Annotated in this window: 51 protein-coding genes, 1 tRNA gene and 2 pseudogenes; 4 read left to right on the top strand and 50 right to left on the bottom strand. The window is 40.9% G+C overall.

From position 1 onward, the window contains the following. Nucleotides 1-15 precede the first annotated feature (15 nt). From K3F53_RS19200 to K3F53_RS19175, 6 genes and pseudogenes are all read right to left on the bottom strand, one after another. Nucleotides 16-594 carry a recombinase family protein gene (locus tag K3F53_RS19200; protein WP_091261256.1) on the bottom strand — a complete coding sequence of 193 codons (579 nt, stop codon included), beginning with the start codon at nucleotides 592-594 and terminating at the stop codon, nucleotides 16-18. A gap of 376 nt (nucleotides 595-970) precedes the next feature. Continuing rightward, nucleotides 971-1,618, bottom strand: coding sequence for a hypothetical protein (locus K3F53_RS19195; RefSeq protein ID WP_220561199.1), 648 nt, complete (start codon nucleotides 1,616-1,618; stop codon nucleotides 971-973). Between the two features lie 57 nt (nucleotides 1,619-1,675). Beyond that, nucleotides 1,676-1,864 carry a hypothetical protein gene (locus K3F53_RS19190; protein ID WP_220561198.1) on the bottom strand — a complete coding sequence of 63 codons (189 nt, stop codon included), beginning with the start codon at nucleotides 1,862-1,864 and terminating at the stop codon, nucleotides 1,676-1,678. A 177-nt stretch (nucleotides 1,865-2,041) separates the two neighbouring features. Further along, complete coding sequence (locus K3F53_RS19185) at nucleotides 2,042-2,587, bottom strand: GNAT family N-acetyltransferase (RefSeq protein ID WP_220561196.1); 546 nt, start codon at nucleotides 2,585-2,587, stop codon at nucleotides 2,042-2,044. 173 nt (nucleotides 2,588-2,760) lie between these two features. Further along, nucleotides 2,761-2,958 carry a hypothetical protein gene (locus tag K3F53_RS19180; protein ID WP_220561194.1) on the bottom strand — a complete coding sequence of 66 codons (198 nt, stop codon included), beginning with the start codon at nucleotides 2,956-2,958 and terminating at the stop codon, nucleotides 2,761-2,763. A 414-nt stretch (nucleotides 2,959-3,372) separates the two neighbouring features. Beyond that, a pseudogene (locus K3F53_RS19175) lies at nucleotides 3,373-3,585 on the bottom strand (DUF2829 domain-containing protein); the annotation flags it as partial. A 251-nt stretch (nucleotides 3,586-3,836) separates the two neighbouring features. Between K3F53_RS19175 and K3F53_RS19830 the strand changes: the two are divergent. Both K3F53_RS19830 and K3F53_RS19165 read left to right on the top strand, forming a co-directional pair. Beyond that, a pseudogene (locus K3F53_RS19830) lies at nucleotides 3,837-4,051 on the top strand (type II toxin-antitoxin system HicA family toxin). Between the two features lie 56 nt (nucleotides 4,052-4,107). Then, nucleotides 4,108-4,539: a type II toxin-antitoxin system HicB family antitoxin gene (locus K3F53_RS19165; protein ID WP_220561191.1), complete on the top strand. Its 432-nt coding sequence runs from the start codon at nucleotides 4,108-4,110 to the stop codon at nucleotides 4,537-4,539. Nucleotides 4,540-4,808: 269 nt separating this feature from the next. On the opposite strand, the gene K3F53_RS19160 is transcribed toward K3F53_RS19165, so the two are convergent. Both K3F53_RS19160 and K3F53_RS19155 read right to left on the bottom strand, forming a co-directional pair. After that, a complete protein-coding gene (locus tag K3F53_RS19160; protein ID WP_220561189.1) occupies nucleotides 4,809-5,012 on the bottom strand; it encodes a hypothetical protein in 204 nt (67 codons plus the stop codon). Continuing rightward, entirely contained in the window at nucleotides 5,005-5,229 is a 225-nt protein-coding gene (locus K3F53_RS19155; protein WP_220561187.1) for a hypothetical protein, read from the bottom strand. Before K3F53_RS19155 ends, K3F53_RS19160 begins: the two co-directional genes overlap by 8 nt. A gap of 411 nt (nucleotides 5,230-5,640) precedes the next feature. Here K3F53_RS19155 and K3F53_RS19150 point away from each other — a divergent pair, with 411 nt between their 5' ends. Further along, entirely contained in the window at nucleotides 5,641-5,847 is a 207-nt protein-coding gene (locus K3F53_RS19150; protein ID WP_220561185.1) for a hypothetical protein, read from the top strand. 116 nt (nucleotides 5,848-5,963) lie between these two features. Here the strand turns inward: K3F53_RS19150 and K3F53_RS19145 are convergent, their stop codons facing one another. From K3F53_RS19145 to K3F53_RS18955, 40 genes are all read right to left on the bottom strand, one after another. Beyond that, entirely contained in the window at nucleotides 5,964-7,145 is a 1,182-nt protein-coding gene (locus K3F53_RS19145) for an IS701 family transposase (RefSeq protein ID WP_063388773.1), read from the bottom strand. Between the two features lie 119 nt (nucleotides 7,146-7,264). Beyond that, nucleotides 7,265-7,804, bottom strand: a complete 540-nt coding sequence (locus K3F53_RS19140; protein ID WP_220561183.1) for a hypothetical protein — start codon at nucleotides 7,802-7,804, stop codon at nucleotides 7,265-7,267. Between the two features lie 286 nt (nucleotides 7,805-8,090). Beyond that, nucleotides 8,091-8,654, bottom strand: a complete 564-nt coding sequence (locus K3F53_RS19135; protein WP_220561182.1) for a sigma-70 family RNA polymerase sigma factor — start codon at nucleotides 8,652-8,654, stop codon at nucleotides 8,091-8,093. A gap of 15 nt (nucleotides 8,655-8,669) precedes the next feature. Next, nucleotides 8,670-8,957 carry a hypothetical protein gene (locus tag K3F53_RS19130; RefSeq protein WP_220561245.1) on the bottom strand — a complete coding sequence of 96 codons (288 nt, stop codon included), beginning with the start codon at nucleotides 8,955-8,957 and terminating at the stop codon, nucleotides 8,670-8,672. Further along, nucleotides 8,881-9,111 (bottom strand): S4 domain-containing protein, encoded by a 231-nt coding sequence (locus tag K3F53_RS19990; protein ID WP_220561180.1) that lies wholly within the window; start codon nucleotides 9,109-9,111, stop codon nucleotides 8,881-8,883. The genes K3F53_RS19130 and K3F53_RS19990 overlap by 77 nt, the downstream gene beginning before the upstream one ends. 217 nt (nucleotides 9,112-9,328) lie before the next feature. Continuing rightward, a complete protein-coding gene (locus tag K3F53_RS19120; RefSeq protein WP_220561178.1) occupies nucleotides 9,329-9,640 on the bottom strand; it encodes a hypothetical protein in 312 nt (103 codons plus the stop codon). Nucleotides 9,641-9,973: 333 nt separating this feature from the next. Further along, nucleotides 9,974-10,183, bottom strand: coding sequence for a hypothetical protein (locus K3F53_RS19115; protein WP_220561177.1), 210 nt, complete (start codon nucleotides 10,181-10,183; stop codon nucleotides 9,974-9,976). A gap of 216 nt (nucleotides 10,184-10,399) precedes the next feature. Continuing rightward, nucleotides 10,400-10,627 carry a hypothetical protein gene (locus tag K3F53_RS19110; protein ID WP_091261273.1) on the bottom strand — a complete coding sequence of 76 codons (228 nt, stop codon included), beginning with the start codon at nucleotides 10,625-10,627 and terminating at the stop codon, nucleotides 10,400-10,402. Then, nucleotides 10,624-11,061: a DNA N-6-adenine-methyltransferase gene (locus K3F53_RS19105; RefSeq protein WP_091261275.1), complete on the bottom strand. Its 438-nt coding sequence runs from the start codon at nucleotides 11,059-11,061 to the stop codon at nucleotides 10,624-10,626. The genes K3F53_RS19110 and K3F53_RS19105 overlap by 4 nt, the downstream gene beginning before the upstream one ends. After that, the gene (locus K3F53_RS19100; protein ID WP_091261277.1) at nucleotides 11,058-11,288 is read right to left on the bottom strand and encodes a hypothetical protein; all 231 of its coding nucleotides are present in this window, start codon (nucleotides 11,286-11,288) and stop codon (nucleotides 11,058-11,060) included. Before K3F53_RS19100 ends, K3F53_RS19105 begins: the two co-directional genes overlap by 4 nt. Before the next feature lie 9 nt (nucleotides 11,289-11,297). Then, complete coding sequence (locus K3F53_RS19095) at nucleotides 11,298-11,687, bottom strand: hypothetical protein (RefSeq protein ID WP_091261278.1); 390 nt, start codon at nucleotides 11,685-11,687, stop codon at nucleotides 11,298-11,300. Then, nucleotides 11,684-11,833, bottom strand: a complete 150-nt coding sequence (locus K3F53_RS19090; RefSeq protein ID WP_175493664.1) for a hypothetical protein — start codon at nucleotides 11,831-11,833, stop codon at nucleotides 11,684-11,686. Before K3F53_RS19090 ends, K3F53_RS19095 begins: the two co-directional genes overlap by 4 nt. Nucleotides 11,834-11,980: 147 nt before the next feature. After that, nucleotides 11,981-12,757: a phage regulatory protein/antirepressor Ant gene (locus K3F53_RS19085; RefSeq protein WP_091261280.1), complete on the bottom strand. Its 777-nt coding sequence runs from the start codon at nucleotides 12,755-12,757 to the stop codon at nucleotides 11,981-11,983. Nucleotides 12,758-12,797: 40 nt separating this feature from the next. Then, the gene (locus tag K3F53_RS19080; protein WP_220561175.1) at nucleotides 12,798-13,130 is read right to left on the bottom strand and encodes a hypothetical protein; all 333 of its coding nucleotides are present in this window, start codon (nucleotides 13,128-13,130) and stop codon (nucleotides 12,798-12,800) included. A gap of 37 nt (nucleotides 13,131-13,167) precedes the next feature. Further along, entirely contained in the window at nucleotides 13,168-13,437 is a 270-nt protein-coding gene (locus tag K3F53_RS19075) for a helix-turn-helix domain-containing protein (RefSeq protein WP_246615725.1), read from the bottom strand. Next, nucleotides 13,437-13,973 (bottom strand): dUTP diphosphatase, encoded by a 537-nt coding sequence (locus K3F53_RS19070; RefSeq protein WP_220561173.1) that lies wholly within the window; start codon nucleotides 13,971-13,973, stop codon nucleotides 13,437-13,439. The genes K3F53_RS19075 and K3F53_RS19070 overlap by 1 nt, the downstream gene beginning before the upstream one ends. Beyond that, on the bottom strand, nucleotides 13,970-14,242 hold the full coding sequence (locus K3F53_RS19065; protein WP_220561171.1) for a hypothetical protein: 273 nt from the start codon (nucleotides 14,240-14,242) through the stop codon (nucleotides 13,970-13,972). The genes K3F53_RS19070 and K3F53_RS19065 overlap by 4 nt, the downstream gene beginning before the upstream one ends. Next, complete coding sequence (locus K3F53_RS19060) at nucleotides 14,239-14,586, bottom strand: DUF6011 domain-containing protein (protein WP_220561169.1); 348 nt, start codon at nucleotides 14,584-14,586, stop codon at nucleotides 14,239-14,241. The genes K3F53_RS19065 and K3F53_RS19060 overlap by 4 nt, the downstream gene beginning before the upstream one ends. 1 nt (nucleotide 14,587) lies before the next feature. Then, nucleotides 14,588-14,875 carry a hypothetical protein gene (locus K3F53_RS19055; protein WP_220561167.1) on the bottom strand — a complete coding sequence of 96 codons (288 nt, stop codon included), beginning with the start codon at nucleotides 14,873-14,875 and terminating at the stop codon, nucleotides 14,588-14,590. After that, nucleotides 14,832-15,014: a hypothetical protein gene (locus K3F53_RS19050; protein WP_220561166.1), complete on the bottom strand. Its 183-nt coding sequence runs from the start codon at nucleotides 15,012-15,014 to the stop codon at nucleotides 14,832-14,834. Before K3F53_RS19050 ends, K3F53_RS19055 begins: the two co-directional genes overlap by 44 nt. Further along, nucleotides 15,011-15,463 (bottom strand): RusA family crossover junction endodeoxyribonuclease, encoded by a 453-nt coding sequence (locus K3F53_RS19045; RefSeq protein WP_220561164.1) that lies wholly within the window; start codon nucleotides 15,461-15,463, stop codon nucleotides 15,011-15,013. The genes K3F53_RS19050 and K3F53_RS19045 overlap by 4 nt, the downstream gene beginning before the upstream one ends. Before the next feature lie 42 nt (nucleotides 15,464-15,505). Further along, nucleotides 15,506-15,808, bottom strand: a complete 303-nt coding sequence (locus K3F53_RS19040) for a hypothetical protein (RefSeq protein WP_220561162.1) — start codon at nucleotides 15,806-15,808, stop codon at nucleotides 15,506-15,508. Between the two features lie 242 nt (nucleotides 15,809-16,050). Beyond that, on the bottom strand, nucleotides 16,051-16,227 hold the full coding sequence (locus K3F53_RS19035) for a hypothetical protein (RefSeq protein ID WP_175493665.1): 177 nt from the start codon (nucleotides 16,225-16,227) through the stop codon (nucleotides 16,051-16,053). After that, complete coding sequence (gene dnaI / locus K3F53_RS19030; protein WP_220561160.1) at nucleotides 16,228-17,178, bottom strand: primosomal protein DnaI; 951 nt, start codon at nucleotides 17,176-17,178, stop codon at nucleotides 16,228-16,230. It lies immediately after the preceding gene. After that, nucleotides 17,175-18,128 (bottom strand): helix-turn-helix domain-containing protein, encoded by a 954-nt coding sequence (locus tag K3F53_RS19025; protein WP_220561158.1) that lies wholly within the window; start codon nucleotides 18,126-18,128, stop codon nucleotides 17,175-17,177. Before K3F53_RS19025 ends, dnaI begins: the two co-directional genes overlap by 4 nt. An 11-nt stretch (nucleotides 18,129-18,139) precedes the next feature. After that, nucleotides 18,140-18,328, bottom strand: a complete 189-nt coding sequence (locus K3F53_RS19985) for a DUF6906 family protein (protein WP_408863360.1) — start codon at nucleotides 18,326-18,328, stop codon at nucleotides 18,140-18,142. A 29-nt stretch (nucleotides 18,329-18,357) separates the two neighbouring features. Then, nucleotides 18,358-19,038 carry a hypothetical protein gene (locus K3F53_RS19020; protein ID WP_220561156.1) on the bottom strand — a complete coding sequence of 227 codons (681 nt, stop codon included), beginning with the start codon at nucleotides 19,036-19,038 and terminating at the stop codon, nucleotides 18,358-18,360. Nucleotides 19,039-19,096: 58 nt separating this feature from the next. Continuing rightward, nucleotides 19,097-19,399, bottom strand: coding sequence for a hypothetical protein (locus K3F53_RS19015; protein ID WP_220561154.1), 303 nt, complete (start codon nucleotides 19,397-19,399; stop codon nucleotides 19,097-19,099). 75 nt (nucleotides 19,400-19,474) lie between these two features. Beyond that, on the bottom strand, nucleotides 19,475-19,807 hold the full coding sequence (locus tag K3F53_RS19010) for a hypothetical protein (RefSeq protein ID WP_220561152.1): 333 nt from the start codon (nucleotides 19,805-19,807) through the stop codon (nucleotides 19,475-19,477). A 25-nt stretch (nucleotides 19,808-19,832) separates the two neighbouring features. Beyond that, nucleotides 19,833-20,255, bottom strand: a complete 423-nt coding sequence (locus tag K3F53_RS19005; protein ID WP_220561150.1) for a hypothetical protein — start codon at nucleotides 20,253-20,255, stop codon at nucleotides 19,833-19,835. Between the two features lie 13 nt (nucleotides 20,256-20,268). Beyond that, a complete protein-coding gene (locus K3F53_RS19000) occupies nucleotides 20,269-20,724 on the bottom strand; it encodes a hypothetical protein (RefSeq protein WP_220561148.1) in 456 nt (151 codons plus the stop codon). Continuing rightward, on the bottom strand, nucleotides 20,725-21,075 hold the full coding sequence (locus K3F53_RS18995; protein WP_220561147.1) for an HNH endonuclease: 351 nt from the start codon (nucleotides 21,073-21,075) through the stop codon (nucleotides 20,725-20,727). It abuts the gene before it with no gap. Beyond that, nucleotides 21,062-21,697 (bottom strand): hypothetical protein, encoded by a 636-nt coding sequence (locus K3F53_RS18990; protein WP_220561145.1) that lies wholly within the window; start codon nucleotides 21,695-21,697, stop codon nucleotides 21,062-21,064. Before K3F53_RS18990 ends, K3F53_RS18995 begins: the two co-directional genes overlap by 14 nt. 598 nt (nucleotides 21,698-22,295) lie before the next feature. Beyond that, complete coding sequence (locus tag K3F53_RS18985; RefSeq protein ID WP_220561143.1) at nucleotides 22,296-22,490, bottom strand: hypothetical protein; 195 nt, start codon at nucleotides 22,488-22,490, stop codon at nucleotides 22,296-22,298. A gap of 41 nt (nucleotides 22,491-22,531) precedes the next feature. Further along, nucleotides 22,532-22,607, bottom strand: a tRNA-Lys gene (locus tag K3F53_RS18980). 165 nt (nucleotides 22,608-22,772) lie between these two features. After that, nucleotides 22,773-22,925, bottom strand: coding sequence for a hypothetical protein (locus K3F53_RS18975; RefSeq protein WP_220561141.1), 153 nt, complete (start codon nucleotides 22,923-22,925; stop codon nucleotides 22,773-22,775). Beyond that, nucleotides 22,922-23,212: a hypothetical protein gene (locus K3F53_RS18970; RefSeq protein WP_220561139.1), complete on the bottom strand. Its 291-nt coding sequence runs from the start codon at nucleotides 23,210-23,212 to the stop codon at nucleotides 22,922-22,924. Before K3F53_RS18970 ends, K3F53_RS18975 begins: the two co-directional genes overlap by 4 nt. Before the next feature lie 10 nt (nucleotides 23,213-23,222). After that, the gene (locus K3F53_RS18965) at nucleotides 23,223-23,735 is read right to left on the bottom strand and encodes a helix-turn-helix domain-containing protein (protein ID WP_220561137.1); all 513 of its coding nucleotides are present in this window, start codon (nucleotides 23,733-23,735) and stop codon (nucleotides 23,223-23,225) included. Nucleotides 23,736-23,785: 50 nt separating this feature from the next. Next, nucleotides 23,786-24,097, bottom strand: coding sequence for a hypothetical protein (locus K3F53_RS18960; protein WP_220561136.1), 312 nt, complete (start codon nucleotides 24,095-24,097; stop codon nucleotides 23,786-23,788). 278 nt (nucleotides 24,098-24,375) lie between these two features. Then, a complete protein-coding gene (locus K3F53_RS18955) occupies nucleotides 24,376-24,615 on the bottom strand; it encodes a helix-turn-helix domain-containing protein (protein WP_220561134.1) in 240 nt (79 codons plus the stop codon). A 235-nt stretch (nucleotides 24,616-24,850) separates the two neighbouring features. Here K3F53_RS18955 and K3F53_RS19825 point away from each other — a divergent pair, with 235 nt between their 5' ends. Next, nucleotides 24,851-25,207 carry a helix-turn-helix domain-containing protein gene (locus tag K3F53_RS19825; protein WP_220561132.1) on the top strand — a complete coding sequence of 119 codons (357 nt, stop codon included), beginning with the start codon at nucleotides 24,851-24,853 and terminating at the stop codon, nucleotides 25,205-25,207. A gap of 9 nt (nucleotides 25,208-25,216) precedes the next feature. Here K3F53_RS19825 and K3F53_RS18945 read toward each other — a convergent pair whose 3' ends face one another. Both K3F53_RS18945 and K3F53_RS18940 read right to left on the bottom strand, forming a co-directional pair. Then, nucleotides 25,217-25,381: a hypothetical protein gene (locus tag K3F53_RS18945; protein ID WP_220561130.1), complete on the bottom strand. Its 165-nt coding sequence runs from the start codon at nucleotides 25,379-25,381 to the stop codon at nucleotides 25,217-25,219. A gap of 15 nt (nucleotides 25,382-25,396) precedes the next feature. Beyond that, nucleotides 25,397-25,924, bottom strand: coding sequence for a LexA family protein (locus K3F53_RS18940; RefSeq protein WP_220561128.1), 528 nt, complete (start codon nucleotides 25,922-25,924; stop codon nucleotides 25,397-25,399). Between the last annotated feature and the right edge of the window lie 30 nt (nucleotides 25,925-25,954).

Raw genomic sequence — 25,954 nt, 5'->3', positions numbered from 1 at the left:
AAAAGCCGCTACATTTTAGCGACTTAATTCACGTTCTTGCAGTTCTCGATATAAAGCACTTCGACTTACACGAGTTATTTCACATATTTGTTTTACGGTATACTTTCCTGTTTGGTAGAGCTCGATAGCATGATTCATACCAGGATGTTTCTCGCCATATTTTCTCGGCCTTCCTTTGTATTTGCCAGCTTCTTTTGCCAATGCAATTCCTTCAGCTTGGCGCTGTTTTATTAGATCGCGTTCCAATTGAGCCACCCCGGCCATCACCGTCAAAAGAAAAGCTGAATACGGATTGTCACTCGTTGTATCAAGCCAGGTGTCTTTTATCGATTTAAGTGAAGCACCTTTTGATTTGATGATGTCAACTAATTCGAATAAATCGCGACTAGAACGACTGATCCGCGTTAAGTCGCTGACAATCACAATATCACCTGGCTTCAAGTCATCGAGCAACTTTTGTAATTGTGGACGATCTACTGTAGCCCCGCTTAATTTTTCCTCTAAGATAATTTCGCATCCCGCTTCTTTCAATTGCTTCACCTGCCTTGCAGCATTTTGTTCAGCAGTTGATACCCGAGCGTACCCATAAATCATTTTTATCCCTCCATACCCCTATTTTTCTCTAATTATACCTTTTGTTTTTGGGATATGTAAATGGGACTGTACAAACCCTTGATTTACCGTCGTCTTGTTTTCGTCCCAATAAAGTAGACTCTAATGGGATAGAAAACTGTAATAAAATGGGTTGAGTTGAGTTGTTTTGTAAAATTTGGTTGTCAGAGCAAAAAGAAAAAGCCACTCCAAAGAAGTGACTTACTAATCTCTTGCATAGATTATGTTCCATACCCCGCTTCACGTCCGGAACATCGTCAGCATCGCCCGCTAGATGCTACCCCAACAAGATATATTATTCCCATTATTAGGGACAATATCCTCGTTGGCATAAGAAAAAACCATTCTGGAGAGAGGCTTAGTAATCACATCGCCCAATAATTTTTCTCATATCATTTATATATATCCACATCATTTCGTTTGTTATTGTTACTTTAACTCCGATTTGGTGTGGAAGTTCCAAATAATTTAGTGTTCTTTCTAGTTGTCCGAGGAAATAATTGTTATCTTTGTCCGGGATTCTTCCTTCATGATGAGCGATTATATTTCTTAAATCTCCTATTTCTAAAGTAATATCATTTATTCCTGTTAATAATTCAAGGCCATATTCTTCTTTAAAAACATAATTAACATAACGAGGGTTTAATAAACTGTTAGAACCATGTGTCGCGCTAAGATTTTTATTCCAATAACTTTTATATTGATTAAGAATTTCAGCGCTTTTATCTACTGCGCTTCTTATGCAGATATAATCTTTCAGAAAAGCTTCAAATAATGACATAAGATATATAAATCTCATTCTTGGTAGTACATCTATAGATTGATAAATAAAATCATATAAAGTGTCGTTTGGTCCTAAACCCGCATGTTTCCTACCTTCTTCTGTAAAATGCCATCTTGTTTTTAATCCATCTTCTAAAGCTTGGTCATGAAATTGTAATGCAGCCGCTAATTCATTATTGATTAATCTTTCGTATTTATGACAAATAGGTTGTTTGAATTTCATTTAACCAATCCCTCCCCGCCAACTTATTCGACAGGAGGGATTTATTTCCTCTTTTGGCTACTGGTCTAAATCTACATCTTCAAGGCTTGTCCAGTATTCTTCGCCGTTATCTTCACGAACCATGATACTTACTGATTTAAAACTACCATGATCATATTCTTCAGCATCAATGACTTCTATTTGTCGTGTTATGCTGCCAGTAGCCCCGATTAAATCCTCACGTTTTACCGCTTTGTTTTCAGACATGGTTTATTCTCCTTCCTCTTAAAACAAATTTAATGGTACATTACTCAATTTATTTTTTAAGCTCTGTTAAATTTGAATGTTGATTTTTACATTAAAAAAAGACCGACTTATTATGTCAGTCTTTTCATATGCTTGCTCTTGTTAAACTAACGCCCTTGTTAGTTAAAGAAGAAGTAGCTACTTTTTATTCCAATCTTCAGCTAACATTCCATAAACAATATGGTCAACATAATGGTCATACAACCATTCTGCTTGTCTAATACGTCCTTCGTTTACGAACCCCAGCCTTTCTGGAATAGCCCTACTTTTCTTATTTTCCACGGCAACCCTAATTTCAACTCGGTTTAGTTTTAACTCATTAAAAGCATAATCAGTCAAAGCCTTAGCTACTTTAGTCATAATTCCTTTACCTTGGTATTTTTCACCAAGCCAGTAACCAATGTATGCAAATTTATGTGACCAATTTATTGTGTGATAATCTGCAACTCCAACAATTTCGCCATTAAATAGTATAACTGTATTCAAACTCTTGTTTTCAGCAAAACCCTTTAAGGATAGTTTTATATAATCTTTCGTATCTTCAATTTTTGTTACAGTATCAAGCCAAGGAAGCCATTCGCGTAGATATTCTCTTGAATTATTTGTTAATTCGAAAATCCTTTCCGCATCTTTTAATTCTATTAACTTTAAAGATACTTCCTCATCAATCTTATGTACAAACATAATCACACCCCCTAAATATGGTTTAATTTGTATATTAACACACTTTATTTTAAATGAGTTTTTTATTTAACTAACCTTTCCGTTAGTTGAAGAGGAAAATCAACATTATTCTTTAACAGAGCCATTTTTTAAAAATGCGTTATACGGGCTTGTACAACCAAAATATCTGCGACTCAATCGTCAAAAAGCTCTGTTTTTACTCCGGCACGTTTTAAAGTCCAAAACAATTCTTCGCCAAACTGTTGTTTTTCTACTGGCTGCTTCCCGCTAACTTGATTCCATCCGCCGATAATCTCAAGCAAGTATGTTGCCTCCTGTTCGTTTAAACGCAGGGTGAATTCAATTTCTCTTTTGGTTTGTTCCACTTTCACGTTTTCATTCCCCTTTCTTTTATTCCATCGTCCAACGTTTCAATTCAATTTTCATGATGTTTTCATGAAACGATAAAAGTTTCATCATAACTTTTGGGTATTATAAAGGTGTTGTAACCCAATATTGCATCACCCTTTATCCCTCTTTTCAAAACCTAACCACTGTGTTATCCCCTCTGGCTTCAGAGGGGTTTTGTTGATTTGTCCATCGTTCACACCCTGAACCGCTTCTCAGCCGGCTTGCTGTCTCGTACAACCCCCTACGTTTTCGAGACAGGAGAGTGATTCAGGATGTCAACGATAGGCCGGAGTTACGAGACGGATTTTTATTCCTCTCCGGCTATCTTGTTGCCCTTTTACACTCATCAGAAAATACAAGATTTGTTGTTTTGGTTAACGAAGAAAAGGACCGGATTATTCTACAATCATCCAGTCTTCTGCTAAAGCGTCTGTTTGTGAAATAAGCCATGGTACCAGGTTGTTATCCGCTGTCTTCATGTAAATGTACGGCAGCGTCATTTTGCTGTTTTCGTCAGGACGTTGGATATGTACCCACATTCCTTTTCCGTTCCAGCCTGCACGCGCCAGCTTATGTCCTTCTTTCAGCAAATCAATTGCTAAGTCAAAGCCGAACTGGGCACCCATCTCTTTCATTTCTTCTACAGTTACGCCATTAAGTTCATGCACTTCTTTCATTGTTTTCACCACCTTTCTTCTTTATGCGCCCCGCTCCCTCCGTCGGTTCTTTGACGCATTATCCCACCCCAAATAACAGATTATTTAATACACGCATAAAAAACACGCATAAAATTTGCATTTTTATATTTACACGCATAAATAATGCGTGTTATAATAATATTAGAAAGGAGGTAACGAAATTGGGCAAACAAATCACAGTAAGAAAAGTGCTTCAAACCTTAAAGGATGAAGGGTTCATCAAATCCCCGAATCACAAAGGTAAAGGAAGTCACCAGAGATACATACATAAAGATGACCCTACACGGTACGCTGATATCAGCTTCCACAGTAGCGGTCAGGTGATTCCTAAAGGAACACTAAAAACATTGAACGGACGACAGGGGTTAAATTCTAACCCCTGCTTCCTCCCAAATTTCGTTATCTCCGATAAATGAAGGAGCGTGATTTTGAATGGCTTATAAGAACCATTACATTTATCCGGTTGTTGTAGAAAAAGCTGAAGATGGTGGATTAGGTATGTACTTTCCTGATCTCCCTGGAACAGCGATTCTTGCACCTGATTTAATCGACGGAATCAAACAAGCAAAAGAAATGCTCGCCAATCTCATACTAGACATGGAAGAGAAAGGGATTGAAGTCCCCAAGCCATCCGAGCCCGAAAATATTGAGTTGTTAGATGCTACTGACCGTATTATATTCATCGAGATTTATATGCCTCCTTACCGGGATGAAGCAGCAAACAAAGCGGTAACAAAGAATTGTACTTTACCCAAATGGTTGCGAGATGCTGGCGAAGAAGCAGGGTTGAATTTTTCACAACTTCTTCAAGCATCTATAAAAGAAGCTTTAGGTATTAGTAATAATCAAGAGCAGCGGCCTTAATTGGTCGCTTTTTTGCATCTTTCTTCATATAAAAAAGCCGGTCATCGCATTACGATATCCAGCTGTCTCCTTCTACTACTTGGTAGATGAGCTAACAATTTCACAAAAAATAAATCATTCCGTAAGACAAGCTTTACATGCATGATCTATGATAAATCTTGTGGATGATGTTAAGTCTCTACCGTCTTTAATTCCCTTGCTTTTTGTGTGCCTCTGAATTTTATAACCACAAGTTTTTATTTGGTGCTATTTATATAGCGCCTTTCTTTTTACTCCTCATATTCCGTTTCTTCTGTTCCCACCGTAGCTTGGCCCGTTCCCGGTAAGTTATTACGCTGTCTTCTCATTCTGATTGAGGATGAGGCATAGTTATAACTACCAGGCGAGCCGATGATTGTTTCTCCATATAAAAGACCACCACACTTTCTATGTAGCCAAAGAATTGATTTGATTCTTGCTAGAAATTCAAACATATGCCGCCCCCTCTTTCGCATTCTTTACGAGCACATCTCCTATGGCGTATAGGTGCCCATCATCATGTAAGTAAATCAGAGGACGTTTACAATAATCACATAGAGCAAGCTCCGCTTCTGCTTGAATCATTTTGTGTTGTGAATATGTTATCGCTTGATCAGGTGAGCACGGGCAATAAACAACTACCATCCATCCGATCCTCAATTCGAGCTGCATCCAGTACCACCTGCCTCTTTTTCGTGACTTATATGTGAATTTCTTGTTATGATTAAATTTTAGGGTATTTTTATCTCTCTATATATAGGTGGCAAAAGGTTTACAAGAGGTAGCGCCAACATTTTGACGTAAAAACCATGCTAAGACGATTACCAAAGGTTTCGAACTTAGCGCGGGAAATGTGATAAAAAGTTGGCGCTACCCCTAAATCAATAAAGAACTGATTGCTCTTTAGCCAACCAGTTCTTTATATTAGGAATTTTGCGAAATAAGTTTTAAAAGCTTGAGTAATGGATATAAATTCTTTTGCTATTTTTAATTACGATAATTTTATTTTTTTCTTTCCGAAAAAGTGATATTATTTGTTACATAAACAATAAAGTGGAATTCTTATACAAAGGTGGAATTCTTATGAAAAACAAATCCGTTTTAGCTTATACTCTAATACTTTTACCTCTCGCAATATCAATTTATTTTTTAATTAACCCCAAAGCCTTAATACCTAAGGGATATGAATTGGCCATTGATGGTTATGTAATATCCAGAACCTTAATATTTATTTTTACTTTTTATTTATTATCTAAACTGGGATATTTTATTACTAACAAAAAAGATTAGCTAATTTACGCTAATCTTTTTTGTTGGTTATTTAATACTCTTATAATTTAATAACTGTAGTTGAGCAATTTTCATTACAATAATTACCATGTAAAAAGAGACAAACGGAGTACCCCTTATGCCACATGAAGCTGTTTTTTAACGACATCAATGGGAATATCTTGTTTCGCTGCATCGTAAATAAACTCCACGAGGCTATGTCCTTTCTTCTTTCGAAGGAAGTCAAGCCCGGTAGAGAAATCGCTGTTGGATTCGACCATACTGTACACATAAGCGAGTTGCACCAAGATCCAATACCGTTTCACCGCCCGACGTTGACGAACGCGGTACCCATCGAGCTTCAGCTGGTCTTTCGCTTGTCGAAAAAAGCATTCGATCGACCAACGCTGGGCATAGTAGCGCAAGATCTCTTCATCGCTTAGCTCCCGGTCGGTGCTCAAGACGCAGTGAAGATGTTCAGGTGTCATCGGCTGATCGGCTTTCCAAGCCAACAACACAACGGCATCATCGAGACCTTTCAGCGCTCCCTCGTAGCGATACACGCGATAACGCTCTTCTCCCACCGTGACGAGATGGGTGTCGTTCGGTTCGATATAGCGGGCAAACTGTTTGGCTTGGATGGCGATGCCTTTTGGATAAAGAACCCGATTCGTCTTGAGCATCGCAATGACGTGGAATCCTTTTTTCAGGCAGGCTTCCACGAGTGTTTTCGATGGGTACCAAGAATCCATCAGCACATAAACAGAACCGTGCACATCCAAAGAAGAAAGCATCTCGATGGCCCATTGACCCTTGCTTTTCCCATCCGCCTTGTCGTAGAGGCGAAACGCAAAGGGAAAGGCTTGCGTCATCGTATGAACCATGAGCCAGACGAGAGAGTGTCCCCAAATCGACTTTTTGTCCGCGTGAGAATAATGCCAATTACACCCTTCAATAGCGTGTTTCGCCTGTGACGAAGGCTTCGTTTTTCGGCAGATCGTATCATCGATCGAAACAAAAATGGGGTGATTCTTTCGCTTGGCCGTTCGTTCCACATGACGAAGCATCCACTGCTGGAGTTTGCGAAGCAAGATTTCTTCATCCCAAGGGCTTTTCGTGAAAAAATGGCTCAGTGTCGTTCGATGGTTGGGATGAAAGCTCTCATGATGCAGATCAGTCAAGGTTCCCACAAATCCTTTCGTTGTCAGCGCATCGATAATATGAACGAGATGCTTCATGACCGGCTTAGAGAAATAAAGGGCCAGCCCCAACATTGCGAAAAACTTGTCGATTCCTTGGTGATGTGGTAGTCTATTCATGAGACATGAACCTCCTTGAGAATGGTTTGGTGACACATCTATTCTAATCAAGGAATCGGGTTCATGTCTCCTTTTTTGTTCGGATGTAAATTTATGTTAGTGAATTTGCTCATCTACAGTTAATAATTTAGTAATGCATATTCCCCGTAGATAGGACGTTTAACAACATATTTACTACTAGACAGAACTTTTCCTGTAACAATATCAACTAAACAGTTAGTACCTTCCTCAACACTATATCTTACTCTATACCCCATATATACTCTTTTGTTAGGAGGAACATTTAACGTATATCCTACGCTGCTACTTATAGAACCTGAAGTTGAAATACCTAAACCTGCTATATTACCACTTACAGTAGTTGTAAAAGTAACACTTTGATTTGCAGAAATAGAACCTCCTGCTCCCCCTGTTACCAAATTATCGGAAACTCTTTTATAGTCAGACCAAGTTTCATATGTTTTAACATCTCTTTTTACATTACGAAAATCATTTATGAAGTATGGAGTAACAGTAGAATTGTTATGTATTGATGATATTTCTTCAGGAGGTGCTATTTCTTCAGCTGCATTAGCTTTAGTAGGCATTGCTGAAACTATTAAAGAAAGAGCTAATATAGATGTAACACCCAATCTCTTTTTTATTGATTTATTTACCATTAAAACAACATCCTCTCTTTTTTGTATTATAATACCAAAATATCATAAATGTGTCACTACCTCTAGAAGGTCATTAACCTATGTCAATGTACTAGATTCCCTTTGCAAACTAATCACAGTGAAAAGGACATCGTCTTCTTTCCTTGTTCCCTTTCTTAGCATTTACCCGCTGCCAAAACATCACCAAAGGCACAGAATTGCCCCTAGAATCGATTCTAGATTATTTGTTTGTAAGCTACACAAAACGTCATAGAAGCAAAATAAGAGAGTCAAGCATACAACCCCCTCATCCGCATTGGCGGATAAGGGTATCACCGCTGATATACTTTGAAATTTTCTTTTCTGCTCGATAAATCGTTGCTTTTACTGTACCCTCAGAGATTTTAAGGTAATGAGCAATCTCTTTATATGGTAAGCAGCGACCACGAGACATAACGTATATTTCCTTTTCTCGTTCTGTAAGTATAGAGAGTGCGTCCGCAATTCTATCCTCGTCATGTTTGCTAATCTTATTAGTTGGAACGATATGATCAAATCCCCATAAATCCGGCACTGATGTTCCGATAAAGGAGCCTATGAAGCCGTAGGTATTTCCGTAATTGCTGTCAAAGTATTGTTGAATACTAAGAGGGTCAAAAGGTTTTTCTCTTTGGTAAGCAGCTAAACGTTCTACTCCACGACGGTTACCAGGGCGACGTCCAGTGTTTAACCATTCCAGAGCATATCGCAAATCACTTATCATACTTCCTATAACAGGGCCATAAGCTTTCTTTTCTTCCTCATTCATTTCTTCCCGTAGCTTTTTCAGTTGATAAATTGCTTTGCTATATTCCTTTTTAAGCTGCTCCATCTTTTATATCCCCCTTTAGTATCTTCTTTGGCGAATAGCGCCACCGCGTCCACGTCCGTATGATCTGGCGCTCATAAGCTGTAAAATATCCCGTTCAGAAAGATGTTCTGTTGTTGGCTTGTCCTGCTTCTGTTTTGCTTTACGTTCTGTTTTCTGTTTCCCGCCCATACGTTCTAATTGCTTTCTTTTCTCTTTATCTAGTAGATCTTTAAAACGTGGTGACATACTATCGCCCTGCCTTTCTTGGAAAGAATGATGCGAGATGTCCGCCACAGATTTTGAGAATGCAATTTTTCCTAACACCTACCGACACCTCATAAATTCCGTCCTGAAGGCGAAGATCAGGATTCTTTGTCAGTTCCTCATCGACTTTTACAGCGCCTTGGAAAACCATCCTGCGTGCTTCCCCGTGCGTTGGGCACATCCCAGTCTGAGTAAGTACAGCAAGAATGTTCATGATATATTCCCCTCCTCTTGGTAAATAAAAAAGGACACCAACAGCCAGAAGGGATTTATACTTGTCCCTTACTTTGCTGAATGGTGTCCTCCGATTTCGTTCGGTAGAACATATTAAGTTTTAAACGATTGTTTAACTTTTGCGTTAACCCTCATTCCTGCCTTCTGTAAGCTCAGAATGTAGGCTTTTTAGGCGCTCCAGGTGTTTCAATCGCTCTTTATAATATGCTTTTTACAGCTTCCCACAACGCATCACACAGTTCCTGTGCTGTGTATTTCGCGACATCCCCAATATGAATGTGCCAACCGAAGTTCGTCTGTTCGTTACTCATAAGGATACCAGTAGTTTGTAGTAACTCTATCATCTGACCGATAGATAATAGCGGCATTCCATTCCAAGAAACGTCTACATCCTCGGCCACGCGTCGATTGTACGCATTCGTTTCTCTGCTGTACCATTGCTCAATCAATCGTTCCTGCTGCTTTGGCGTAAGTTCCTTCAACTGTTCGGTCGTTATACGCTGTTTCATTATCTTCCCACCACCTATATCTGAATCCCTGAAATCCACGTGTGGCCGGTCCGTTCTCCGCTCGTAGGTCATCCATAAATATCTGACAACCACCGCTCCATATACGTCCTGTCGTTTCACATCTGGTAGTCGAATTCTTTTCTATCCGTAGGCAGCGCATGGAACTTTCCACACGCCCGCCACGGACAAAATATACTCTATCTCCTGGTTGAAGGTGTCTGGGCACCCGAGAGAGTGTCCAAAACGCCTCCAAATCCGTATCTATCTCCATATGCTTTGTTTCAGCGTCATCATTGGCATATTCCCTACGAGGGATTGTGACGACGATATCCACTAACTAAACAGCCCCTTTGTACGTTCCGTGATATATTTATCCGTGATTTTGCCATCATGTATTTTAAGTACTACTTCTCCATATTTCGGGAGATTCATCTCTCCAGCGCGACCGTTTTCTATAACGATGATTTTTACTCCCTCTCCTGCTGTAGAGATAGTTACTGTTTCTTTAGCTAAGTTTGGAATGATTTCTTTTACTCCTGCCATTCTCTGCTCCCCCGTTCAATATGTGGTATAATAAGAGAGCATAGTATTCTACGTTTCCCCTCCCGGATTACTTCCCCTTTTCCGGTGAGGGGAATTTTTTTGCAACTTTTTCCTTATCTATTTCGTAATGAAGAGTGTTAGGTTAATCTCCTCTGATTATTTACCCCTTTCTGTTGCTGTATGGGACATTCATGACCGGATATACGGCCTTTTCCTTCACATATGCTGCATGGTTCTCTCTTTGTTTCCAAGTTGTTTCTCCCTTTCTCTGTTGTCTTTCTTTTCTTGGGCTAATCTTTCAACCGTTTCACGTATAGCTTTTGCTCTCTTGGGTCCAATACCAGGAGTGCGCCGTAGCGCTTCCTCCCAGTAGTCGCATGCTCTGTTCATGCCGAACCGTACACCTTCCAGCTTTGCTTTTTCTAGCTTCTTTTGAAGGCTCAATTTATCTTCACCCCCGACCGATTAAAGATGACAACCATACTCGGAAACGGTGCTGAATTCTTTGAATCCCCGAATTTCAATCTACCTTTTATAAATCGAATTTCAGCACGATGATAGATATAATCATGGAACCAACGTGTATCGACACGCGCCGGAAGCAAGCAAACCACTGTTGCACCCTTTACACTTTCCTCATATGCTTTGCGAACCCATTGACCGATTTCTCTTCCATATGGAGGATTCATAAATACCACATGTCCCGACCAATCCTGTGCAAGCCCATCATTTTCTTTTGTAAAATACTCCGGACACTTCGCATTCTCATGTGTAGCGCACGGGTCAAGCGTGAAGTTAAATTCGCGATTAAGTTCGTCAAAAAAACTCTGGGGAGTGGGCCATTCATCCGACGCGCTCGAAAACATTACCGCATTCATTTTCCGTCACGCTCCGATTTGTAAATATCTATCGCTTTAAACCAGTTAATGAAATTTCTCTTTTTCCATTCCCGATGATAGACTTTCCATACTTCATTTTCCCAACGTCGGGCATCCTCCATTGTCCATTCAATCCCCATAGCACTTAATTCTCCTGGAGAGTAAGTTTTGTTGGGATCCGGAACAAAAGGTTGTTCTTCGATTTCAAATATGGTTATTTGCTGCATGAGTACCTCCTAATATTGAACTGGATACTCATTTAACGTATTATCGATAATCCGCTTGACCTTCTCTAAGTTAGCAAGCAGACAACTTTCCACATCTTTGTTATCAAATTTTGCAGTAACCCATCCCTGTACCTTTTCACCAATCATTACACTAACTCCAGCTTCCCTGTCTTCCGTAGCAGTATTGAAGGAAATTCCGGTAATTTTCACTTCTACTGCATCATAATGGCTTCGGATCTCCTCTACCTTATCCGGGCTGACAGCTTCTAATAATTCCGTCAGGTTGGTAAATTTCTCGTATTCGAGCAATCCACCATCTTCGCACTCACATTCGAAACCGAAGAAGATTTCGTACTCTACATTTCCTCCTAAATTGGATAACGTTTTATTTATAATCATGCTCGCTTCTCCTTATCAGATTGTTTGTTCGCATCCTTCTTTTTAGGTCTACGAGCATTCTTTAATGAAAGAGTGATTATTTTCTCTCGCTCGGACTCGTACATTTCTTCAGCAATTACACTGCGTTGATATGTGATTTGATCCATAACGTTCCCCTTCCTGTTCCCATATGTTTTATATTTCATCAGTACCGTTTACTGTGTTATTATTTAACTTGCCCTAGATCGCAACTAGGGCACTGCATTTCTTAAGGGTGTATTTTATTTGGCCGAGTTTTTCACCCGGCTCTTTTTTTAATTCGCTTCCGCATGTTCCCTGTCTACCAGCGCCGTGATGCCGCGCTTGTCGAGAAGTTGGTGAATGAACAACCTTCCTTTTTGAGTCCATTTCGTATGCAAGCGAGCTTTTCCATTACCGTCCATGTGTGTATGCGACTTGGTATAGCCCTTGTCCTGGTATTTGTGGTACAGCAACCACTGGTCATTCATCTTATACTGCACACCTTCTTCATGAAGAATTTCATTTAGTCGTTTACCAGAAAGACCGTAGTCTTTCGCGATTTGCGTAATATTTACTGTTCCGGTAGAGGAAAGAATCAGATCGTAGTATGTTACTTTCGGTGCGCTTTCCGCCACTTGCTGTTCAAGCATGAGTGTTTTGGCTTCCAACTGCTCGTTTCTTTCAACTTGTTCCACTAGCTGCAGCAGAGCTTCTTTATATGTTGTTGGTAGTCGATGAGTCCGTTTTTCCAACTCTTGCTTCATGCGTTTGAATTCTTCAATGAACCTAACCTTAAACTTCATTGCTTCAACCGTTACATATGACATGGTGACAAGCGCAAATGCTTCTTCTGTCAGCAAGTATTTCTTGTACTGTCGCCCGCGTTCGTTGGTATAAGTTGACTCCGCAAAGTTGTGGAGTGAAAATTCTCCTTCACCAGCTTCAAGCAGCTTTTCGATTTGTTTCTCGATGTCTCGAAGTACGCTATCATGTCGCTTTCCGAAAGTTTCCGCAATCATCAAGCTATCCGTAACAACACGGTCGTTCTCAATAAAAACAATCTCTTTCATTAGCATCCTCCTTTTCGTTTAAAGGCTGTATTGCGAAAACTCACCAACCGCCGCGAGCGTATTTATATCTGTAATCTGTTTGTTGCTGCCAGTTTTCTTTTTTTCGAGTCTCAATAAATTCTTTGAAATCACTTAACTCAACGTAAAACTCTTCTTTGAACTGATCTTTGTCCTCTTTGTTTCCATCGAAATATTCGAGTGGTTGAGCATATTGAAGGAAACTGTAAAGCAAACTGTTTAAGTAACCGGATTGCTCCATTAAATCCCAACGCTGGCTAGTAACAGCGGAAGCATCCATGTTATTGCGGATATTAGGAACTTGACCTGCCAAGTTATACAGTTCAAATAGCATGGATCTTTCAGTTTTATTCAAGGCATTACACCTCTTTTCGCAATATCGCCGTATTACGCTATACAGCCTGTCCCAAAATCCTTTTACTTGCATGCATTCCTATTTTCTTTTTCTCAGCTTGGTCAATGACCAATATAGCTACTTCATTTACATGACGACCAAGTTCTTTCGCTATATCCATTAAATCTGCGCCTGCTTCCCACATCTCCCGGAATCGTATTACTTCTTTTCTGTCCCAGCAGAAGTCATAGTCTTCACATGCTGTGTAGATGCTACGGCTTTCTTTTGTCATATAAGCTGCGCCAGGCGCTGTATCCTTACGGGCCATCAGTATCCCTGCTCCTGTCTTAAGTGATTCGTCTTGTTTTTATCCATGTAGGCTTGCTCTATCTGCTCCCAGGTAAAGCCGAGCATTTCACCAAGGCCAAAGAAGCAATTAGTCAAATCATAATAATTCTCGTAATGCCCATTATTGATTAACACCGTTAATTTAAAGAGTGAAGCGAACTGTTCTAATATCGTTTTCTCTTTCAATCCAATAACCATTTCAAAATCTTTGTCTTTATTAAGTCCTAACTCCAATCCAATCGACAAAATAAAGTGTAGGCAGTCTACATATTCTTCAAGAAGTGGATTAACCTCACGCAAGGGAACACAAACAACAGAATTAATTACTTTCTTTGTTCTCGGTTCCTGGTCATTACTCCAAAACTTAAAACCACGCCAACAATTGCAAAGTTCTCCTAATTCTACTTGGAGAGAGAGGATTTTCTTTGGTAGCAAATCCTTACCTTCTAACCCTTTCTCCTTTACGATTCGTTCATCAAGAATACGTTGTGCTTCAAAAAGCGGAGTTAAATTCATACTGCTACCTCCCCTTGCAGGTAATTTTCAACTAGCCAGCGTTTCCCTTCAGCTGTATTAAGCCATTCATCAGCCTTTTTATGATGGTCAATTCTTCTCACAAGACCTTTCTCTTTGAAAACAGATACGGGAACGATAACTGAATTAAAAGTGCGTTGTCCTATCAGACCGTCAAAATAGTATCGAACTTCATAAATGCCTTTTCCGTACATTCCGCCCCATGCCATGAAAGCAATTTTTATTTCGGTTATGTCATCCATTGTTCTCATGACTTCTTCTCCTTCTCTCTCTTCCGCTGGCATCCATGGCCTATACCTCGCTCAATACTTTCTTTTGTTTTTAGCCATCTGCCGCATTCTTGGCATTCCTTCCACATCTCCCGTGGGAGTATGGTTTGTTTTGCAGGACTGGATGTTCTTTTCTTTGGCCGCCGCTTGTAATGAATACAAGCCCCATCAGTTGCCGCTACCCGCCAACCTACTTTCTTGCATAGTTGTACTTGCTTACCGGTGAAAGGGAAGTGTATACAACCGCCGCAGACAAGCTCTTTTTTATTCCTAGGCCTCTCAATGGGTAAATCCCCAAGATCCATCACTATTTGTTTTGCTTTCATTTCACCCTGCTGCCTCTTTCATGGCATCTGCTATTTCACACAAAGCAACTACTCTCCACGCAAGTTTTCTTTTCTTTCGACGCTTACGAGTGCGATTCATAAGATAGCGTAGCCGTGCTATTTTATTTTCTATCCGCTCTATCATTTGTTCTTGTAAAGACTTCGGTGCCGGTTCCGGTGTATATACCTGAGCTTGCGACTTCGAGAACAGCAGGTCATTCAGTGCTTTTTCAACCGGCTGTCCATTAAACAGCAACATTCCGTTGCCGTTCGTATTTCTTTCCGACATATTCACCACTCCCGCGATAATCTGAAAGATATCCTTCGATCAAGCCAATAGAGTGTTGAATTTCATCGATGTTGTGTGCGCTTTTTGCTCGAATTCGAAGTGATTTAAGTGTTTTTTCAAGCAATCGAATCATTGTCATGCTATTTCGCCTTCCGTCAGTTTGGTTACGATAACCTCAATTCTCGGCTGTTCACTGTACCATTTCTCTACCGTAGCTGAGACGATTTGCGAGTCATCTTGCCAAATAATCTTGTTAAGGGCATCCGACACACCTTTTAGGTAATTGTCTGCATCCGGTTTAGTTGTTGGCCGGATTTCCCCAGCTTCTGCCGCTGCTTTTTTCTTTTTGCTGAACCTTTTTGGCATAGACCGATAAATATGTACGACAAGTTGTAACGGTCCTTCCAACGGCTTTTCTGGCGCTTGTTGTGATGCAGCAAGTTTTAGATATGTTTTATAGTCGCGTGACTCTTCCGGATCGTAGAGTATCGTCTTTCCGCGCAATCTACCGCGCTGAATCTTTCCTGCCCTTGGCCTCCCCTGGGCTACTGGTTCTCCGTATATCGTGAAGTGAATAGGTTCAGACATTTTGTTCCTCCAATAGTTCCGGATTCTCAAATCGGTTCCCGATTACTTCAGCTCGTCTGCAAATTCTATGCGTTCTATGTCGTATTCCGTTCCACAATCAGTCCAGGAGTCTTCCCAATAGTTAAATGAAGCTGCCAAAATGACGTTTCCATTTATCCAATGTTTGTTCGTTATTTTCCAAGGACGCCCACCATCAAAATCATTTTTGCTTGCCAATGGAAGGTGTTTGATGTTGTTCCTTACCCGATCATAAAAATCTCGTTCTGCATCCCTTTGTCTCCGATAATATTTAACCCCGCCGTCATATCCCATTCGATCCATGTCATAAACCTTAAATGCTTTCACCAACCTTTACCTCCTCTACACCACTGTTTTACGACCACATTCCTCGTTCTTACATGTCCTAGTCATTACACCAGACTTTATAGATAAGCTGAATTTTCCACTGCCACATTCGCACACGCCCGGGCGCTCCCCAGCTGGTTTCTGCTTCGATTCCTTTTGTGGTTTCTCTGCTGTAGTAACACCACGTCCACGTTTCTTCTTTCCTTGTTCCTCAATAGGTGGAAGATCAGGAAGTAAGCTGTTCATGCTGATTGCTTCCGTTTCTTATCTCGGATATTCACTAACATCTCCGCCAACTCCGCGTTAACTTTGCGCTGCAGTTCTTCAGCCGCTTCACAATAGCAAGGCTTAAACATTACCCCATAAGCACGCTCGTCCGATACGATTCCTGTGCCACCGCATATGCATGAACTCTTCATTTACTTCCCCTCCCTGCGCCAGTTACGGCCAAGTACTTGTACTACATCAACAAATGGTTCAATCCGTTCCATAATCCGCTCTGCATTGAGAGCGCCGATAGCTTTATCCTTCTCCTTCGCCACGTTAGCCAGGTGCGATTCAAGTTGCTGCAGCGTGAGATTCGATGTGTAGACGGTCGGCCGCGCTTCCATCCGCTCCTGTAAAATCGGGCCTAGTATTTCATCTCGTGTCCAGGTTCCTAATTGTTCTGCCCCGATATCGTCGAGAATCAATACCGTTGCCTCTCGCATCGCCGCAACCTTTTCCTCTACCTCATTTGTCTTAATAGCATCCTTAATCTCCCGGATAAAGTCCGGCACATATACCATCAGGACATCAACACCGCGCTGTGCTAATCGGTTCGCCATCGCTCCGGCAAGGCAGCTTTTTCCGCGCCCCATCGGTCCATATAGATATAACCCTCGGTATGTCTTTCCTGCTTCGAAGTTTTCGCAGAATTTCATGGCTGCCAGCAGTGCTGGTTTCCGTTCTGGATCTCCTTCTTCTATCAGCTGCTTAAACGTGCTATTCAAGATATGAGGCTTGATGTACTGGCTTTTGATTCGGGCTGATAACTCGCTGCGCTTCATTTCTGCTTGCTTTTCGGAGCAAGGAACGTTTGTGAGGGCTGGGAGCTTTTCATCAAGCACCGGGAAGTATCCAGGGATTTGATTCGGGCATCGTTCCAATCCCGGGCAGTTCTGGCAGTTATCACGCTCTCTAGCGTATTGTTCAAGTTTGATTGGACCGAAGTAGTCCGGTCTGCCGATCGGTCGCGGCCACTTCTTCCGGAGTTCCTTCACAGCCGGATGCTGTTCGATTTGGTTCGAAATCTCTTGAAATCGCTCAAAGATGTTTTCCCTTCTTTCTGCCGGTACCATTTGCTTTACAACTGCTGCAAAGTGGTTCATTCATCCCCCTCCTCCATTTGGGCGAGAAGTTCTTCCAGTTCTGCATCTACTTCCTGGTTGTTTGGTGCTACCAGGTCGTTTGGAATCGGTTGTTTTGGTTGTACTGGCGTATAACCTTGTAGGTCAGCGGCGGCGCGCGCCCGGATATTTTGTTCATGGTGGAGCTGGCGAATCACTTTTGCGCAGTATGCGAATGAGCGGATTGTGTCTCCGTCATACTCTTTGCTTTTCTCTTTTGTTTCAAAGGCTCTATCAATACCAGTCAGAATGGTTTCGAGTGGAATGCCTTCACGAATGATGCTAGTGATTTGCTGTCCGTCCCGAGCGCTTATGCAAACCCCTGAACCTCTACGCTGCAAGTAACGTTCTTCGACAATCCCGAACCAATTTGCTGGCGATATTTCTTCCTGGACGGCACCAGAAACGGTAATCGGCATCCCGTCGCCTTTTGATTCTGGTTTTGAAGGTAATTGTTCTTGCGCGTGCGCCTGTATCTCACTATCTATCAATCTATCTTTCTTAGTTAATTCATTACTTAGTTCAAGATCATTATTTAGTAGCATGGGATTTGCCTCATGTGGCGATTCCATTTGTGGTTTTTCCACTTCTGGATTTTCCACATGTGGCTTTTCCATAAGTGGTTTTTCCACTTCTGGAATCTGTGGCGTTTCAAATACATGCGTTTCCCAACGGACGATTTTTCCGTTTTCTTTAACCGGGTAGCGTTGCAAGTACCCTTTTTCTTTAAGTTCTTTTAATCCGGCTCGAAGGCTATCAACTCCGTCTTTCGCGTGTGTGGCTATTTCTTCGATATGAAATGTCCAATCATCCGGTAGCGATAACATATAGGTGTGTATGCCTTTCGCTTTCCAACTGAGCTCTTTATCTCTCAGCGCCACTTTCTGGATAGCAACATAGTCTTTTTCTTTCTTAACGCGATAAACGCTCACTATATCAACCCCTAAGCTGGTATAATTCTCTTTGTTCCTGTTTCTCGGTGTACGATATGCAGCTCATTCGGAAGGCTTTTTGTTATTAGCCAGTTATCCGGATTTAAACAAGCTTTTGAAATGGCTAATTTTTGCTTTCTTTTTGGGTTCTTACCGTTTTTCAATTGTCTCCCTCTCTTTCTATAAGGCCGGGACAGCATCGAACTGCCCCGCCGATATTACCCCGAATCTAGTCCTCCCACTCTTCTGGGTAGTAGGTATCCACTTCATCTTCATCGATGATGAGTTTGGAGCCTTGGGTATACATTTTGAATAGCGTTGCTTCGATTCCATACAGACCACCCATGATGACATTATTTTTAAATTCCATACCGCCAATTTTTACGCTAATTAGCTTGCCTTCTTTATCAACTGAAATTCTGTATTTGCATTCATACCTATGTTTATCCGGTTCTTTATCAAAAGAGATGAATGTAAGTGAGCTTCCAGGCTCAATATGGAACGACATTTCTTCCCCGCGTAGATCGTCCTCATATTCAAGTGCATCATTCTTTAACTTCTCAATAAGCTCAGATAACTTGTACTCGTTTTTTGACGTTCCCAGAATTTCATCCATATCAGCTTTAATCTTTTCTATCCCTTGCAGGTACATAGCTTCATCCAGCTTTTCTTTGACTGCGTTGAGGACCATTAGGTTATAAGAAGCGATATTCAGCTTATCAAGGTTGATGTTTAACTGGGATTCAACCTGTTTTTTCAGGTTCTTTCCGAAATCACTGTATTCACGCAGTACATCATGTACGATGCTCTTGATTGTTTTTTTGAGCTGTTCCTCGACGACTTGTTCAACAAATCCTTCTGCTTGAATTTTTCCCAAACTATCATTAACGAGTTTATTTAAGTCCATCATTCTCTCCCTTTCTATTAAGGCAGGAGTATATATAGGTATCTCCTGCCTATATGAGTATTCATTTGTGATTAAGCCAAAAATACTTCGCATACAAATCCATGTTGATTCCCGACCATTCTTCAAAGTCTTTAACCCAACGGTCATGATATTTGCTAAGCTCTGTTTTTAAATCTAGTTCGCGCCAACGGACGTCATCTTCGTACCACCAAGGACGAAACTCATTAATGTACCTTTTTCTAAGAAAGTTATAAATAGCCTTATCTATGGTGCGGAAGTAAACAGGTTTTAACTTTGTAAAATTCCCACTGTTTATTTGCCTGGCGACTATTTTAAAAATCTTTTTAAGTTGTCTTTTTTTCATAGGAAATCCCCTTTATGAAAGCTGGATACTATCTATTAGGACAGGAACGGCATATTGCCGTCCTGCTTATGAAATTTACTTTTTAATACCCCACTCTCTTTGTTTCGCAAGTTGTACATCACCTGGCGTATTATCAATCCATTCATCTGCTGCAAAGTAGCAAGTCATTACTCCGTCTTTTTCCATGTTTCCAAGGTTCCAATAACCAGGAGGACGTTTAGGAGAGCTTTGATCCCAGAGTGTACGATTGATCTCAATGTGTCCGTCACTCATCCGGCCTGGAAGTGCAGTTGTGACGAATGATGCCGAGAAAACGAGTACGTTGTCTTTTTCATCCTTTTCGATGACCTTAATTTCGATATGTTTGAAGCTGTATTTTTTACCGAACAATTGCTTTTCCGTAACCATTTTATTGACCTCGCTTTTTATGAAATTAACGATTGATCCTGCTTGAACCGTCTTCAAACTCCAAGCGCTGTTTATATTTCAATGCATTGATTTCTTCTCGAACCGTAATGAATGCGTTATTCCAACGTTCTGACATACCGAACCATTCCAGCTCTTCTTCTCGAAGATCGATAACAGCTAAGTTAGCGTGCATTTCCTTTGGCTTTGGTGCCGTTTGATATGTTTGCCAATATACTCGCTTGCGTTCGATGTATTTGGCTTTTGCTTCCGTTTTACAGTAAGCAGCTACCCGACCGATAAAGACTAGCATTTTAGCCATTAAGTTAATGCGCTCTACATAATCATCTTCCGGTGTATTTTTAATTTGTTGTTGGTACCAAAAGATCTGCTGTAAGTTAGTCCGGAGGAATTCCGGCAGCTTTTTCTCGTCCTGCCTAAGAGCTTCCATGTTGTTCACCTACCTAATGAACGATTTCGCCAGTTTGCAGCGTAATAGCGTTCATCTGTTCAACTTTTTTGAGAAATTCTTCTGGAAACGTTTCAGGCTTTTTGCCAAATCGCTCTTCGTATTCAGCTAAAACTTTTTGACACTTGGACTTAATGACGTTAATGTCACCGTTTGATCGTGTGGCGAGATGGACGGAAAATTGGAAAACCAGATCTTCAAGATATGCATCCACTTCTTCTTCCGGGACAGGCTCTGATTCGAATACTCTCGCTCCTGTCATCCCATCTGTAATTCGCCAAACATAAAGACCTGGGATTACTTCTTCTAAGCTAGGATTTGCGTAAAACTCCACATCGCAAATCATGATTTTTATGCCTGCATCAAATCTCCAGCCTTTTTGAGTGCAAATCACCATAGGAGAGTATTTACTCTCGACATCGACACGCCAGTGAACAATTTGTTTATCCATTTACTTCACATCCCATTCATCTTTGTAATAATCCGGTCCGAATCTCCATTCAAAGATACCTTGCCATTTACTCATTAACTGAGCATCTTCATGTATTTTGTCGTGGCAGCTTACACAAAGACGGAGTCCGTTTGTTACTACTCCCCGGCCACCTCGGCCCCGTGGCATTACATGATGCATTTCAGGAGCATTTGGATTACCACATTCTTGGCAGTACTTTCCGTCTCGTTTATCGATTTTCTGGCGTACAGATGCAGAGAATTCCGAGCGACTTTTACGTTTGGGCCTGCTGCGCTTAAATGAAGGCTTAGGAACTGGATGAAACTCTTCTGCTAGGTTAAGCACTCTCATTTACCTTCACCTGCATTTCGTAATATTCAAGTATCTTCTTCGTCCGTTCAGGTACCGGCTGTCCTATGTCCCTTTTCCAACTCGGACATAACATGTCCAAATACATTCGAGCGCCTTGTTCCGGGCTATCTGCTTCTTTCAGAAAAACATCAAGTGGATATTTGGGTTTTGTACGCTCAATCGCTTCTTCTTCCGTCATCCCTGGGGGCAAAGTTTTGTAGATTTTCCGTAGGTTGTATGGTAAAATAAACTCAATAATCATTTGTTCAGTGTAAACGTGCGTGTTCTGTGCCAGCAGAGCACGCTTTTGTTTTGCCTCCAGTTCAGCTTGTTCCCTCTTCTGCTTTTCTTCTGCTGCCTTGGCTTCCTTATCCCATTCCATTTGAACGAGTTCCCGGTATGAGAATTGACCAGGTTCGGCAAATCCTCTCTCGAACGGAATTTTGCAAAGCCCATCCTTTTCAGTACCATCGATAACTTGCTCTAAAAGACACATGGATTCAAATTTACAATCCTTGCACGTTTTTCCGGACGGGATGCAATTGCATTGGATGATGTGTCCCCATTTATCAGTGACACCTACACCGATCAGTTTGCATTTGGGGCATTGGTTCTCGATCACTCTTCTTCACCTCCGAATAATGCATGAATATCAGCGATAGCGCAGGTAAAACCGATATACATTTCTTCCAAGGAACTCACCTCCTTTTAGCGATCCAGCGCCCCTTACCTCTACGCTGGTACTGCAGCTCCTGGGCTGCGCCGTATGTACTCGCTTAGATGTTTAAATTAGGGGATACGGTGAATATTATTTTGATTTGGAGCAGGAAAGATGGGAGATGTTCACGCTCCTTCATCAAATTTTTGCATCCCCTATGGATGGTGACCTTTACCGGACTTGAACCGGATGCCAGCCTATCTGGTTGGTCAGAGAATCGGGCATAAGCCCAGATGTAGGATTTTCCATTTATCCTGTCGAATTGTGGAATGATGAAGAACATTTGCTTTGGCCGGCTACGTTCTTCCCAGTCCAGAACAAGATGAGGTGAATCTAATGAGTTTGTATTCCCATATCCATAATTTCAATTTGTACGGTGACTACGACGAAGTAATGAAAAGTGTAAAAGAATTTAATGAATTAGGATGGATAATCCTTGGTGAAGTAGAGATAGTAGGCGCTCCCTTCTATTCAGTTGCTTGGCCTAGGGAAAAAGGAGAACCTATCTATCCTTCCTCGTATCAAACACAAGAATAAAGTAAGGTGATACATTAGGTAGTTGAGCACCTTTTAACGTAACGGCATTTGGTTCCCAAACAGGAAAACACCCCTCGGAAATCATCTTTTCAGCCTTATCTCTTTCATTCACAAATGCGATTCGGTCGAAAGGCTTTCCGAGGTCGATATTGAATTGCAATGTAGTCACCTCCCCATGTTGAAACCTACTTCTTTTTGAATTGGTGGCCCTCGCCGGACTTGAACCAGCATCTTCCGGATTAAAAGTCCGGCGCTTTACCAGTTAAGCTATTAGGCCGAAAGAATTCGGGGAATATAACCCCAAGTTAGGAAGTGGAGATTTCATGGGTGGAGCGTGCCGGTACCGCCCCGGCATCGAGACACTTGTGCGCTCCATAGCAAGTCCAAGAAAAGGACTTGCCAAGAATTAAGTTTTCCGATATGATTACTTAAAACCAACTTGTTACGCTGTCAGAGTGTTACCAGCACTTCTGGCAGCTTTTTCTTTTTGTTCTGATGTTTCTACGAAATACACATCCGGCATTTGCTTAACATTTTCGCAAGCTTCTCTTACCTCACTTGCTTTCATTAACCGACTAACATAAACGAGTTTCATGCACTTTTCTCCCCTTCATATTCGATTTGAGCAACCTGTAACAATTGCCGAATTCTGTACACTACACGAAATGCTGCTTCCGGCCAAACCTTTCTGATTTCCTCCAAAAACAAATGGGGTGAAGTGCCGATATAATCTGCATCTACCAATACTTCATCCAATCCTGGAACCTTACGATACAGTAAGAAGTACTGGTGAACGTAATCTTTAATCGAATTGACCATTTCTCCAAACAAACATTCACCTTGCATCCGTTCGAACTGGATTCTTTTACTACGCTCGTCCATCAAAATCACCTCATTTGATGTATCCTTTTGCTTTGAACTTTTGATAAATCCGGATCCAAACGCGTCGCCAAGACTTTTTGTATTCCCTGCAAATGATTGCGATGTAGTGAAGTAATGCCACTACAGCATCAGCAGCTTCATCAAGTGCCTCATCCAATTTGGCACTGTCGTGTTCAGATATGCTGTGTGGAGGATTCGCTACACAAATGTCTTCCATCGCTTCTAAAAACTCGCGAACTTCTTTATTCGTTCTTGCTGCTACACTTGCACGATGTAAATCAACGTTAGGACCGTCCAATATCGGTATCCAACTGTAGCCGATAACTTCTTGCGCTGCTGCCATTGCATACAAACCGTCATCCATCACTTCTACTGCCTTACCAAGCACTTGTATTGGCATCTTTCTTTGTTCCCTTTCTGCCATCCCCACAGCCGACCGACTTAGATGTAATTGTTTAGCGAAGTCTTCCTGTGTGATTCCGGCAGCTTCCCTTATTTCTCTTTGCTTTGTGCCGAAACTCATGTTTCACACTCCTTATCTGTGCCATTTGATTAATGCTTTGTCACAAGTAGCTATGCTACAATTTCTTCAAGATCAGTTAATGAAAGGCCGTCGTCCTCTGGTAAGTACCTGGCATTGAAATAACGCCGTCCCACTTTAACAGGTTTTTCAAAGTCGATTCCTACTTCGTGATAAAACCACCGTCGGACGCTATCGATAGATGATTCATCGTAGAAACGTTTATCACCACGTTTCTCGACTGGCGAGATTCCGATATCAGAAATTATTGCTGAAACCAGTCTGCTGTGAGGTTTACCTTGAAGGTTGGCAATGCCAAGGACAACGGCGATATCAGTTACACTGAATACAGCTAAAGCAGACACTTGATAACCTCCTTATTAAGTTTTGAAAGAACAGTAATTCCGTTTGATACATAATTAATTCAGAATAATCAGTCGATGTTGCGCATGTATGTAGCACGCGCGTTTTTTTAAAAGCAATAGATACGCAGAATTTCTATACATCGAACTTATATTCCCACATTCTCTACCAACCTAGTTTTTCTGCTTTATCATAGTTCGTACTTTGTTTTTAGGTGGATAGAGTTTACTTGGAAAAAAGTGAAGTATTATATTTTGATACATTTTCGAATATAATCAGCTTATGCTAACCGCTTTTTGATACGTTTTGTATCAAAGTTAATCTGGAAAAGATCAGGAAAAAGTTTTTTAGAACTTACTCCGTAAAGTTTTTCAAACTTTAGCATCGTTTCTAATCCAGGATTTCTTTGACCATTCTCAATTTTTCTTACAAAAATCTCTGAGATACCAAGAATATTAGCAACATGTTTTCTGGACCATTTTCTATTAAGTCGTTCATTGGTAAGTCTTTCTCGTTTCATTATTTCACCTCGCAATCTTCGTTTGAGATTTTTTGATACATTTCGTATCGTTAATTTGATTATATGTGATACAAAACGTATCGTCAACACTTTTTGATACAAATTTTATCATTTGTTTAAAATGATACATCTTGTATCTATAATGGGATACAGGTATACACTTAAGTCAATGCATTTTCTATGTTTACTTAAGTCGATTTTTCGGTTTTGATTTAAAGTTATGGAGGTGTTTTCTTTGCTTGGAAAACGCTTAAAAGAGTTGCGAGGAAAACGCACTCAAGAGGAAATCGCGAAACAAATAGGTTTATCGCGTGCAAGGTATTCTCATTATGAGAACGAAAGAAGTCAACCCGACCACGAGACGCTTCAAAAAATAGCCGACTTCCACGGTGTATCGATTGACTATCTTTTAGGGAGAACAGATACCCCTGAAAAAGAAGATTCGAATGAAGATATTAATAAATCGGATGAAGAAGAATTCAGAAAGTGGTTGGATATATATCGTTCCAGTTCCCCAGAAGAACGGGAAGCGATTATTCGACAAGCTCAATTAACTCTTGAAATCATAAGACGCGATACACGGCACACGTAGAGCCGTTCACTAAATGGAACGGCTCATCATTTGTTCCTCAAATTCTTTTGCTTTTTCATGTTCATTTCTCCGTGAAAATACATCCCACAGTAAAGTGATAACTTCGTTTGGAATATCCTCGTAATCTTCCTGTAAAACACCAGGAACCTGTTGAACTTTATCTCTCTCTGTCACGTTCTTCCTGCCCCTTTACATATTAATTACCTCATCTTCAAACAGTCTAAATACTCCAACTACTTTTCCGATTATCTTAGCCTCACTGGTAAGTATAGAACGTTCAGTTTTACTCTCTGCCTCCAGTAGCTGCTCTTTGCCCTGTCGATATATTCGCCGTACCATTTTCCGGCCATACAACGACACTAACGCAATGTCCCCGTCATCTACATACCCACGTCGTACAATCACCGTATCTCCTTTTGCTATTCTCTCATCAATCATGCCGTTATCATGCATATAGTATAAATCCGTATCGTTGTCCCACGCAAAAATTGCGCACCGCTTTTTTTCATCTATTATTTCAATAGCACGTGCACTTGACGGATTGCGTTTAATCAATCCTTTTTTCTCTAATCGAGCCAGATGGCCATGAACCGTAGAACTAGAAGCGAGGCCGACAGCTTCACCGATCTCCTTAATTGAAGGCGAATACCCTTTGTCTAAAGTATATTTTTTTATGTAATCGAGTATAGCCTGCTGTCTATAGTTCAATTTTTCCATTTTCATGTTCCTCCCGTTTTTAATATTGAA

This window comes from Aneurinibacillus thermoaerophilus (genome assembly GCF_019603355.1).
Taxonomy (GTDB): Bacteria; Bacillota; Bacilli; order Aneurinibacillales; family Aneurinibacillaceae; genus Aneurinibacillus; species Aneurinibacillus thermoaerophilus.
This window is presented reverse-complemented; position numbering and strand designations above follow the sequence as displayed.